This window comes from Psychrobacter sp. 16-MNA-CIBAN-0192, from assembly GCF_040309565.1.
Lineage (GTDB): Bacteria > Pseudomonadota > Gammaproteobacteria > Pseudomonadales > Moraxellaceae > Psychrobacter.
Map to the genome: position 1 here is coordinate 1 of NZ_JBEOOX010000020.1, position 11,700 is coordinate 11,700.

Annotated in this window: 13 protein-coding genes; 7 read left to right on the forward strand and 6 right to left on the reverse strand. The window is 37.7% G+C overall.

The annotated features are described in order from the left end of the window. Nucleotides 1–768 precede the first annotated feature (768 nt). The gene (locus tag AAEY78_RS11790) at nt 769–1,404 is read left to right on the forward strand and encodes a hypothetical protein (RefSeq protein ID WP_352339537.1); all 636 of its coding nucleotides are present in this window, start codon (nt 769–771) and stop codon (nt 1,402–1,404) included. Nucleotides 1,405–1,545: 141 nt separating this feature from the next. On the opposite strand, the gene AAEY78_RS11795 is transcribed toward AAEY78_RS11790, so the two are convergent. Beyond that, on the reverse strand, nt 1,546–2,232 hold the full coding sequence (locus AAEY78_RS11795; protein ID WP_352339538.1) for a hypothetical protein: 687 nt from the start codon (nt 2,230–2,232) through the stop codon (nt 1,546–1,548). Nucleotides 2,233–2,760: 528 nt separating this feature from the next. Between AAEY78_RS11795 and AAEY78_RS11800 the strand changes: the two genes are divergently transcribed. Continuing rightward, a complete protein-coding gene (locus AAEY78_RS11800; RefSeq protein WP_352339539.1) occupies nt 2,761–3,129 on the forward strand; it encodes a hypothetical protein in 369 nt (122 codons plus the stop codon). A gap of 145 nt (nt 3,130–3,274) precedes the next feature. Here AAEY78_RS11800 and AAEY78_RS11805 read toward each other — a convergent pair whose 3' ends face one another. From AAEY78_RS11805 to AAEY78_RS11815, 3 genes are all read right to left on the reverse strand, one after another. After that, entirely contained in the window at nt 3,275–3,661 is a 387-nt protein-coding gene (locus tag AAEY78_RS11805; protein WP_352339540.1) for a hypothetical protein, read from the reverse strand. Between the two features lie 313 nt (nt 3,662–3,974). Further along, nucleotides 3,975–4,658, reverse strand: a complete 684-nt coding sequence (locus tag AAEY78_RS11810) for a hypothetical protein (protein WP_352339541.1) — start codon at nt 4,656–4,658, stop codon at nt 3,975–3,977. Nucleotides 4,659–4,668: 10 nt separating this feature from the next. Continuing rightward, nucleotides 4,669–5,616, reverse strand: a complete 948-nt coding sequence (locus tag AAEY78_RS11815) for a hypothetical protein (RefSeq protein ID WP_352339542.1) — start codon at nt 5,614–5,616, stop codon at nt 4,669–4,671. 167 nt (nt 5,617–5,783) lie between these two features. On the opposite strand from AAEY78_RS11815, the gene AAEY78_RS11820 reads away from it, so the two are divergent. After that, entirely contained in the window at nt 5,784–6,104 is a 321-nt protein-coding gene (locus AAEY78_RS11820; protein ID WP_352339543.1) for a MobC family plasmid mobilization relaxosome protein, read from the forward strand. Beyond that, nucleotides 6,104–7,231, forward strand: a complete 1,128-nt coding sequence (locus AAEY78_RS11825) for a relaxase family protein (RefSeq protein ID WP_352339544.1) — start codon at nt 6,104–6,106, stop codon at nt 7,229–7,231. Before AAEY78_RS11820 ends, AAEY78_RS11825 begins: the two co-directional genes overlap by 1 nt. Here the strand turns inward: AAEY78_RS11825 and repM are convergent. Then, a complete protein-coding gene (gene repM, locus AAEY78_RS11830) occupies nt 7,221–8,195 on the reverse strand; it encodes a replication initiation protein RepM (protein WP_352339545.1) in 975 nt (324 codons plus the stop codon). The two genes, AAEY78_RS11825 and repM, sit on opposite strands and share 11 nt — an antisense overlap. Nucleotides 8,196–8,722: 527 nt before the next feature. Here repM and AAEY78_RS11835 point away from each other — a divergent pair. After that, complete coding sequence (locus AAEY78_RS11835) at nt 8,723–8,974, forward strand: peptidylprolyl isomerase (RefSeq protein ID WP_352339546.1); 252 nt, start codon at nt 8,723–8,725, stop codon at nt 8,972–8,974. 88 nt (nt 8,975–9,062) lie between these two features. On the opposite strand, the gene AAEY78_RS11840 is transcribed toward AAEY78_RS11835, so the two are convergent. Next, nucleotides 9,063–10,346 carry an RCC1 domain-containing protein gene (locus tag AAEY78_RS11840; protein ID WP_352339547.1) on the reverse strand — a complete coding sequence of 428 codons (1,284 nt, stop codon included), beginning with the start codon at nt 10,344–10,346 and terminating at the stop codon, nt 9,063–9,065. Between the two features lie 159 nt (nt 10,347–10,505). On the opposite strand from AAEY78_RS11840, the gene AAEY78_RS11845 reads away from it, so the two are divergent. Together AAEY78_RS11845 and AAEY78_RS11850 are read left to right on the forward strand one after the other, a co-directional pair. Then, on the forward strand, nt 10,506–11,252 hold the full coding sequence (locus AAEY78_RS11845) for a hypothetical protein (protein ID WP_352339548.1): 747 nt from the start codon (nt 10,506–10,508) through the stop codon (nt 11,250–11,252). A gap of 166 nt (nt 11,253–11,418) precedes the next feature. Then, the gene (locus tag AAEY78_RS11850; RefSeq protein WP_352339549.1) at nt 11,419–11,661 is read left to right on the forward strand and encodes a hypothetical protein; all 243 of its coding nucleotides are present in this window, start codon (nt 11,419–11,421) and stop codon (nt 11,659–11,661) included. The last annotated feature ends 39 nt before the right edge of the window (nt 11,662–11,700 follow it).

Consider the following 11,700-nt stretch of genomic DNA (forward strand, 5'->3'; position numbering starts at 1 on the left):
TATGATAGTTTAATCCTGTCAGGTATTGCTGCCTGACTCAAGTAAATCACTCTCCGATAAAGTCGGGGCGGTTCACTCTAAGAGATATTAATTATGAAGGTGAAGTTTTACGACGGTGTCGAAAGCAATCTCTATGTGAATATTGGAAAATACCTCAGCCCCTGTTATTAGAAGATTATACAAAAGCCATTTTAGATCGACCTGATACTATCGATTTTAAATCCCTGATGACGGATTACCTTCAGGCCACATCTTTCGAACAAGACAGCATAGCCAACCTGTCTCAATACAAGGACGGTCGGTTTCCTTATTCTATTTTGGCCGCAGAACATGGTAGGTACAGTTTGATTCCCAGTGATTGTTGTCAATTATTGACCGATAAAAAATATAGTGATGCGTTTATCAAACAAGACCCTGAACAAAACACTAAGCAACAACAACGGGGCAATGGTCATTACTTTATTAAGATAAAAGATTCGCTTTTATCCGATCCTAAAACTGATGGACCTATGGACAAACCCTATCATTTAAGGCCTAGATACGTAGATTCTACGATATATCCCGTCTCCAATTGCGGTGAGTTCTATGGGGAATATTATGGAAGCTCACTTCATTTCGATTCTGTCACTCTATATTATGAAGACGGTCTATGACGAGTAGACTCTCTATTGAAAAGCCTTGAATCAAAAGCTATCACTGGCTATTTAGAAAGCTCGAATTGTACTTTTCCTCATCCACTTACAAAATCGCATGCAAGCCATAAATATTATGAATAAAAGACCAGCTCTGCTTGTATCAGACCAAAACCTAAAGTTAGTAACTCAATTTTTGATGATAACTTATGTTCTTTGTTTATTATTGCCTGCTTATAAACTAAGTATAAGTATAGGGAGTGGTGAAGACGGTGGAGGTATGGGTACTTTAATATTGGGTACGTTATACTTACCTTTTGGTCTGATGTATGGAGACTACGGAATATTAGCTGTTTGTGGAAACTATATATTCTTCTACCTTGTTATTCGATTACTTACCATACCAAACTATTCGACCAAATTTTCAGTCGTTTTAGCCATCTTGTTGTTATGTTCGATAGCTTTAAGCTTTTACGATGTTTTTCCTGTCAACTACACTTCAAGCGGGCATATAGTGGCATGGGGATATGGTGCTTTTGCTTGGTATTTTAGTTTGTATGCCATGTCTTTTTTAATACTTTATCGTTTTTTTGTTAAAAAAACACCGCATATTTCATGGTTTATATTGGCATTGGTAGTAAGCTTCTTGTGCTCTCTAGGTTTGCGATATTATCAATATCACTATTGGGCCGATGAATACCACAAAAAGTATTTCTTTGACGCCGTATGGTTGATGCGTATGCGAATGCTGAGCCACATTGGGATTGTTTAAGATTCAAAAATCTGAAAGAGTATGGAGATTCCGAGATGCTTCATACATCTGCCAGATCGATTCCTGTATAGCGCACCGAACACAATTTTTTGAACATTCACTCTAGGAGTTATATCTGACTATGATGATGTCCATAAAACTCTATTTTTGAGTGCAGTTCACTGGAGGAGGTATCACTATAGAATCTAAAAACTTGACTACTTTATCGGGCAATAGAAACTTATAATACTCATTAAAAAGGTGTGGCATGTTCGTATAATGGGAATACCTTGCAAATACAGTATCCCATCCATTTTGACCTATTTTACTTTTAATGTAGTTCTTTCTGTCTAAAATATGGGTTTTATAACCAATGATTTGTAAGGGTAAGTCATAGTCTATCAGCGCAAACACTTTCTTTTCATTATCAAATATAAGAAACGGTGTATTTAAGTGTGATGCTGAAAAATTCCAAATTATTTCCTCGTTTGTGTGAAAGCACTCACCAAAACAACCAAAACTGGCATCGGTTGATGCTATAAAAATAGCACTCTTTAAGTTATCATTAATTAATTGAGATATTATAGTTTCAGGTATTAAACCTTCTTCTATTTCTTCTCCTAGCTCATAGGGAATACAAAAGTAATGGTAGCTATGAGTTAGCCTAGGCTTCATAGCATCAATCCCCACTATTCCTTTAGATCCTGTAATTAATAGATCATTAAATGGGTGAGTATTTGCTTCATCTACGATTAATAACCTTCCACCAACTTCGCTTAGATATTTTCTTTCTTGCACCCAAAACTTGCTGAAATACTCTTGGTCGCTATCTTTTAAATAAAATGTCATTGCAGCTGTCCTGGTTGTCACAACTATCAAGGGTAGTTTGATGTGCCCACGAAAAGCTCACTGCATGTACACAACGAAGTACACTGAGACTATTTCAGTGAGCAAAACAGCTTGTACTAGTAGCCTACAGTCAAAGATTCTAGTCCTCACTAGGGAACCGCATCTTTAGAATGTACTGAATATATCTATTAACAATGATTATCACTAACATTATTATTTACTTTATTTAATAAACATATGTTCATTAATGTGGAGTGATACAGTATTTTTTCCTGAATTATAAGGTTTTTATGAAATATTATCTAAAAAGGGCATTATCTTTAACTTTAATTCTGACGATTTTTATGGGAGTCGTTTATTTAGACTATAGGTTAACAGGGGAAATATTACTTGATTCCTTCTATATTGCAGGATTTTTTGGGTTTGTTATCTGTTTGGGTTTAGAGTTATTCCTAAGTCAAAGCAATTCACAAAAATCCTAGAGCAACTCTAATAGTCAATCTCTTACAGAGGCATATAAGATTTTTGATGCAGAAATTTATATTAAGTTATCGAAGAGGAAGTTACCGCAAGCTCTTTATTGTGCTTCTAATCTTAAGTTTTGGTTTTTTCGCAGACTCTTTTATAGATAAAGACATACCGTCCATCTTAATATGGCTAGGAGTGTTTTTAGGAGCTTTGAAACAAGTTGTTATACCTATAGATCTAGATCAAAATATATCTTTGTCGAAAAAAAGATACTCTATAAGTGATGATGATTTTATAAGTAATTACAACAGTAGTTCTATTATTCATAATAAAAATAAGGATAAAGCTTGGCATAAATTGATAATACTGGGTGATGATATTTCGTCCCTTTTGTTTATTGCTGTAATACTGTATAGCCTGTTTGGTTAACTGGATTATGCTTAGTAAGCTATACCTCACCAGTACCAATCATTAAGACCGCAATTCAAGCTAATAAACTACTTATAACAGACTTTAGCATTAAAACTACTCATAGCAGACTGATAAGCAATAACAGCCATGTAATAGACTTAAACTACTCTTTCTTGTCGTTATCTATAGGATATTTTCTATCAACTGACATTAACGCAGATTGTCTAAACCAGTCCCAATAATTTGCGAAAGCATCATGATGCTCACTGATATAATCCATTAACTGAGCAGCCGTAAAATCATATCGATGCCCCTTAGGTTTAGAAAATTGAATCAGCTTGCTCTTACTGACATTCACATTGAAGTACTGAGCAATCTGCATCGCCCTATATGAATTCACTTGGCGTTCTAATCGGTAACCATCATAAACACCTAACTCATCTATCTCACTAGCACCATGATCGATCGTGCTTATCATCTCAACCATAGCCCCTACCTTTGCAGAACGGATCGCATTATATCGTCGCATATTCCTGCGTCTTTTATCCATATCTAATCCTCCAATACAATAGGTACAGTCATTTACAAGTAAATAGGTACAGCCAATTATTTTATCATAGGTACAGTCATTCCAACACTAATAGGTACAGCCAAATAGAAATAATGCTTATAGTAATATTAAGCCAGCAGCACTTGAAAGGGGGCGTTTTCGCTTTGCTACATCTTCCCCTTTCAAGTGCTGTCAAAAGGGGCGCTGCCCCCTTTGATCCCCCAAAAAACTCTATACTATAAGGAAAAAAATATGGCTATTATTGAAAGCGGTAATAGCCATATTTTCTTTGAAATCAAAAGTGTTAGATTAACTAGAAGACGAGTTCTTCAACTACTTTAGGCATATAAGAGCTAAGAACTGGTTGTTTGCTTAATCCAAGTAAATCGTATATCTGTCCTCCGATACCTGGTATTACTTCTCCGCTCACATCACGTTTGTCATCTATTGCAAAACAGAAGAACTTGAACTTATCTGATATATGCTTAGGAAACTCATTTTTAAGCTTTTCCTCTGAGTTTTTATGAGCAACTGGAGATAATATGAAAACGTGCTCAGCTCTTTTTACTTCATCTAACATTTCAATCAAGTTAGTCCTTACTACACAGCTACCAGACATCACAGACTTTACTACTATGATATTTCTTGCACATTTATAGCCAGGCTCGATAAATTTATGAACTATAGGAGCAACGCTAGAACTATTAGATAGTTGATAGTGGTGGTTCCAAAAAACAGCTAATTTAGTATCAATCCCTTTACTTTTTAAAAACGACGAAACGCCAAACTGTAGATAATCAGCATCTTCTGCCGTAGAAACAATAAGTGTGCTTTTATTTTCCAATGATGGTGAGACAGCGTCAGCTAGCAATTTTCCTAGCTCTATCATGCTTTTACGATAAGCAGCAGGCACAGAATTACTATCTAAAAGATCTTGAAGTTGTCTTTTAGCGCGCGTTGTAGCTATTTCCGTATATGTACGGCTGTTTATGTTCATATCATCCCTCTCACTCTTGAGAAGAGCTTAATGGCCGATCAATATCTTGAGCAGCCGTAGACATCAATAATCCAGTTAACTCTTTGATACTGATTATGTTTTTTGATATATCATCAGGTATATTTATAATCGATTCAATCTTACACCCAATGGTGAATGAGTCTTTTATACATAGAGTGATAGTTTCATATTCTAAACTATACTTAACACAATGAGAATAGTTTGTCAGAATTTGTGTTAGCCAGGCGGGAATAGTATACCTTTTTGCTGGTTCTCTAAACTTTTTAAACGGATTTGGATTACCTTCTGATTCAGCTTTAGAGAACACCTCATCTAGCGTAATGTAGTTTCCAGACTGTAATGCGCCCAATATTAAAGTACATGCGAAGTCAATATTAGAGCGATTATTATTCTCAATCAATTTTTCGATATGCTTTGTAATATCTGTATTTTCTATTAATGACACAGTGTTTAGATGGTATTCAAAATATTCACAGGTATCATTAGGCTTTAAGTCTTCGGGGATCTTCCCAATATTTTTAGTAGCTTTAGATTCATCGGACACTAGTAAACAATTTTTCGTGTTAATAATACCAAAGCACGAGGTATCAATCTCTCTTTGCTTTCTAAATCTTTCGCTAATTTCATCCGTCCAATCAGCCGCTGCCGCCGCCGAATTTTTAGCTTGATAGTTATATTTGATTTTATTTTCGTAGTCGATATGACAAATATCATCCACAAAACCGATTTGCTGCATTCCAATAACATGTTTTTTGCAATCATAATTATCATTGGCTGCTGTTTGAAAAACCCTATAGAGTTGATAGAAGTTCTCATAATCACGACCTTTCTGGTTATTCTGGCCTCCTTGATGAATGTTTTTAAGGTTTTTTAAAACATTTACACCGTATTTATTATCTACAAAGTCAATTATATTTTGCTTACTAGGTTGTTCCATTCTATAACCTATTCTAATTAATGGGTTTTATTTTTAGTTTGTTAATATTTTTTTATGAGCAGTATGATATTAACGTAATATTACTAACTGCATAGTTCTGCTGAACTAAGCATATCAGGGTTTTTAATTCAAAATAAGATTTCTATAAACGGTTTAAGAGTTGCCTAATGAATAATCAAAAACCGAGTAAGCGTTTACGTGAAATATCCATACGCCTCACAGACGACGAGCTACAACGACTTCATCAGCGTAAGACTGACGCGACCCTAGCAGGGTGGATGCGTAATTTATGCTTGGGTGCTACCCCGATTAAACAGGCTGATCCTACTCTGGTACGCGCTTTGGGTCGGATAGGGTCTAACCTTAACCAGATTGCCAAACACGCTAATACCCACAATCAGTTGGATCAAAACGTATTGACTGAAATCAGTGCCATTAGAGAGATTTTGACCGATTTGATTGAGAAAAACTTACAAGGTGAAGACTGATGCTGGTCAAGTTCTTTCGTCATGGCACAGGATCGGGCGCAGGGCCGCTTAATTACTTGCTTGGCAGTGATAGGCAGCGAGCCGATGCGAAGGTGCTTTACGGCGACCCTGTAATGACGGAGCAGCTGATTAATGCCACGCCCTTTAAGCAAAAGTATAAATCAGGGGTGTTATCGTTTACAGAGGCGGCAGATTCATTCAACGATGAGCAGAAAATGGACATCATGCAGCGTTTTGAGAAGACGTTGTTTGCAGGGCTTGAGCCTGATCAGTACGATATTCTATGGATTGAACATAGCGATAAAGCCAAAGTGCCTAAGACAGATGAATACGGAGCGGTGATTGAGGGTAGTGACAGCGTCGGACGGCTAGAGCTGAACTTTCTGATTCCCTGTATGGAACTGAGATCGGGTAAGAGCTTGCAGCCGTTCTTTGCCGGTGCCGACTTGGTACGAGTGAATGCGCTGAAAAATATCATCAACCATGAGTACAAGCTGACCAATCCTGATGATCCCAGTCGCAAGCGCGCAGTAAATCCTTATGTGGACAATGCACCACGACCCACGCCTTTTGACGTCAAGCGTAAAAGCAGGACAGAAAAAGATGAGGTAGATGAAGACGCTGAGATTATCAAGAACCCACCCAGCCATGCGCTGCTTAAACAAGCCATTGATCGGCAGCTGCTCAGAACTTTAGAACAAGACACTATGTGGCATAAATATGCGGTGGTTAATTACCTTAGAAAGCTAGGCTTAACCATTGAACGGCAAACTGAACGCTCAATCAGTGTGTCTCATCCTAATATTAAGAAAAATATTCGGCTCAAAGGCTTTATGTACGAGCAGAAATACGATGGTGCAAGAATGCAACCTAGAGCCAAAGAAATATATCAAGAAAGCTTTGATTACGACAGCAGTCGCGAGCGCCGGTATCGAAATGACTTAAATACTTGGCAAACGGGTATGGAAAAGAAAGAAGCCTATCATCAAACATTATATGGCAATACGCCTGTCCCTGAACCATTAGACCTAGTTATCAAAGCATCCTTGCCTGACCATCAGTTAGAGACTGACAAGAAGGAGCTTAAGATACCAACACCGCAACCCTCGTACTACCCTAGTCCATAACGAGACTCAGCTGCTTTGTTTTTCTATAACCCACTTTTGCTAAGTAAGGCATGTATTTGCCTTGCTCGCTCTCATCGGCAAGCTCACTAGCAATGATGGCGGCGTATTCGGCGGTGCTCTTCCCGATTGGAGCATTACTGCCAAGCTCAGGTAAATTCGCCAGCTTATAACTGAACGTAGCAATCTGGCTATCAGTCATGTTATGGAATAGATCAGGGGTGTCAGTATCTCTTTTTGTTTCTGACTTTGATGCTACCAATGCCTTAGCCTTGGGTTTTACCTTAAACTTAAAAATAAAGCCCGTAATCGTACGACCGTCTTTTTGCTGATCGTAGCTGACCGTAATATTGGTATGGTCATTAATTTCTTTTACCGCATGGTCTAACACCCGTTTTTTAAAATCGCTCATCAATTTATATTGATGGTCTTCAACACCCAGACAACTACGAAGTTTCTCCATCGTGATCATAGGGGTTTTACCCACACTCGACCACTGCATGAGAATTTCAAAGACACGCAAGGCATAGGTGCTGTTTAAATCCTTAATTTGCTTGAGTTCATACTCGGTATATTGCTCACTCAGCCTGGTAATATGGGGAATAACATCAGTGCCAAACATAATCTCAACGTAACCACCACCCTCGCAATAAGACGCCCGTTGCACCAATCTGGAGTGATTGATTTTGTCCCGTCCATGCTCATCGATACTTTTCCACACATACTCACTTTCATACAGACTTTCACAAGCCGACTTCAACGAACGATAAGCGGTGGTTTTATCGCACTCAAAATGCTTCTCGTAGTCAGATGCCTTGATACGATGTATGCCACCAACCTCAGACATACTCCCTTGGTCTCTTGCCTCAATGATTGCCAAGATAACCACACGTTGAGCCACTAGATTGACCGTGTACTCTGACTCAATCAACATGTTGGACTTGCTGACCATTTTATTATCAGACATAAAAACCCTCTAAAAATTTATTATATAAAGACTATAGTATATAATTGTCATAATAAAGACAATTTTTATGCAAAGTCTTTTAATGGGTGTATAAACGTCTTTTAATGGGTGTATAAACGTCTTTTAATGGGTGTATAAACGTCTTTTAATGGGTGTATAAACGTCTTTATATGAGCCGTGAGAGCTACTGATACCAATGGATACGAGCGACGTAAAAGCATTTAAAAGCATTTAAAAACATTAAAAGCTAAAAATCAGAAAAATTCCTGTTGATAACTCGCTTTATAGCAATCAATGACTAAAGATTAAAATCATTAACGATGATATTTTTTTGTTTGATATATTCAGGATAATAATTGATTTAAAAAAAGCAGTTGTTAGAGATCAATACAACCCTATAGCTACTATTCTTTTATAGATAAATGATAAAGGTCTGCGGAAATTTTGGGTATACAAGTGAGGTTAGCAACCAAAGTAAGTAGTGATATAATGCCCGGATAATCAATATTTTATGAAGAGTTTACATTATGGCTCGTACAGCTAGTGCATTACACATTTTAGTGAAAGACAAAGAACTGGCTGACGACATTATTGCCAAGCTTAAAAAAGGTGCCCAGTTTGATGTTTTGGCTAAAAAACACTCAACCTGCCCATCAGGTAAAAAAGGCGATATGGTATCAGCATTTGATAAAATATGCTTCAGTGGTGAACTCTTCACCCCGCATCTAGTGAAAACCAAGTTTGGATGGCATGTGGTGAAAGTGCTTTACAGGACGTAAGAATTAGAGTCGGAGCTTTGATTGTAAGCCGACTGAAGTATACTTTCATTGACTGTGACATAGTAAGCATCCTTGATTTTAAAGTTAATTAATTACTTATAGAATGAATATTGAAGAGTGATTGATGAAGACTTAGTACGAATTCTTTTGGCATATAGTCTTCAGTAATTTCGCCCGTCCCCCATTGTCCTCTATCACTTTTATCACCCCACATCCATGCATTACCTTCTTCATCTATGAAAGAATAATCAGCAAAGCCTCCAGTCCCATATTGTTTGACTGTTATATTCTGCGCAATCCTTACAGGTCGTTGAATATAGTCCTTGGTTGAACCAAGAGAAGAAGATTGATATCTGTATACATATGTTCCCCATACGTATAGATCATGATTAGTTGTATTAGCAGAAACGCTATTTATCTTTACTACTTTTGATAAACCATTCACTCGTTGAGGTTCAATAATTTTTCCACTTGTCGCCCCTTGAGCAGAGTATTCTCCATCACCCCATGTCCAAACAGTACCATCATCTAATAACACTATATTCGCATAACCACTTGAAAAATCAGTAACTTTGCTAAGAAAATTAATTTTATTAATCTTATAATTTCTTTGAGTATTTTCGATAAATTTTTTGGAAGTTCTAGTTAAATTCGTTTCAGAAAAAGCAAATAAATCCCCCTGACTATTGAGAGCCAAAACTGAATCGGACTCTCCATCTATTTTAATAATATCGTATAGATCTTCGACTTTAGTTGGTTTTTCTAATAAAACTGTACGCTTGTCCGATGCAAAGCCCGCTTCATTTTTACCAAGTACAAAAACTTCTCTTGATTTAGTAACAAAAAAGGAAATATGACTACCTGCATTGATATCAATTACATTTCCAATTCCTTCTATCTGACGCAACTCTTCTATAAAAGTATCCTCATCATTAGGGTCTATTTGACTCTTACTATTACTCCCCCAGCCCCATACCGTGCCATCTTTACGCAGTAGTAGCATATGTCCACTACCGCCTGACACCGCCACTGCATCATTCACGCCTTCCACTTGCCGTGGCGTTGGGTCTTGTCCTGTCTTAGTTTCTCGGAGTAGTCCACTTGTACCCCATGTCCATAGCGTCCCATCATCCTTTACCCCTGCGCTCCATGAGCTGGTCATGGCAAGGCGCTTGGGTTCGATATTGATCTCAAGGGGTGTCTCTAACGGCTCATCTGGCATATTTGCCACAGGGTATTTATCTTCGGTGAGGGCTTTTATCTGTTCGATAGGGCTGCTGTCGCAGGCGGATAACATAGAGGCGATCAGTACTAGAGTAAGTAATGCCGCGATTGATGGGCTTTTATTTAGCAAAATAGCTGATGTAGCCATAAAAATCATATTTTCTATGTAAATTAGAAATTAATAATAACAATTGTCGATTATAATTAATACTATTTTGATTGAGGCTGGCAGTCTATGTTGAGGATACCTCACTTCACGGTCATGACCATCCTACTGCTAGGACTGTCCCTACTACAAAGCGGCTGTATGCAACAAGAAAAGCAAGACCCGTATAAAGAGGGCGATGTCGTTACTTGGAAGATTAATGACCATCTTATTTTGAAGGCTGAAGTTGGAGAAAGGCGAGAGCATTTTGTCACACATAATGAACGAGTAGAAAGGGAGTTTTATCGACCACAGTATGAGCGTTATATTGGTCAGTTTCCTATCGACTATCAGCCTACGGGTTTTGACAAAATAAGTGAAGAAGAAGCAACAGAAATGCCTATCTCTAAAACATCAGGAGGAGGGTACGAGTTCAATCTCATGCTTAATGGCTCATGGGTACAGGCGTCAGATAGAGTAGTTGAGTCCGATGACACCTTAGATCATCCTGATCAGGTGAAGGTAGTGATTAACTCATATCAAGCCAGTCTTACAACTAAAGAGGCAACAGAAAAGGAAGAAAGAGAGGTAAAGGCTAAATATGAAAAAGAGCTTTCAGAAAAGTATGGATTACATTGCCGTACTAGAGATGATATTGGAATACCACACTGCTTTGGTAATTCTATTAATCCACAAGTCTCTGGCATAGTTTTTTCATTTTGGAATAATGAGAAAGTCAAAGCTATTTCATACGAGCCTATTTATGGCGGTATCAAAGTTGAATGGTACTTTCATCCTAGCAACTTAGAGCATTGGCAAGAGATTGATACTGTGATATGGGATTTGATAGAAACGTGGAACGTTACACCTTTTAAAACCATGCAATCTAATCAATCAATTCAGCACTGAAGTGATGATCATAAAAACTAATTAACAGACCCCAAATTAGTTTTTATGGATTTGACAGCAGAAGTCATTCTTACTAAATCGTTTTCTAAAATTTTACTAGCATAGGTATCGAACCTTGATTCCCTCAATAACTCATTCTAATAAAAAAGCCATAAAGATTGTGATTATGCTAGTAGCAGTCATCGCTCTATCACTTGCCTTTTTTTTAAGCAAATTCCAAGTGTTTTGGTCACCATTCCAAATTCTAAGCTATGACGATATTGAGAAAAACAAACAAGGTATTTGCTTAGCAGAAGGTAGACGACTTGATGAAAAAGAGCTGTTTGTTCGCGCCATGCAAGGCTATTGGAACAAACGTAAGCACAGCGCTCTGAACCGCCCCGGTATTGTCGGAGGCTCAACTTTCTGAGAGAATACGACAATGAAAACACGAAACTATACCCCCGAG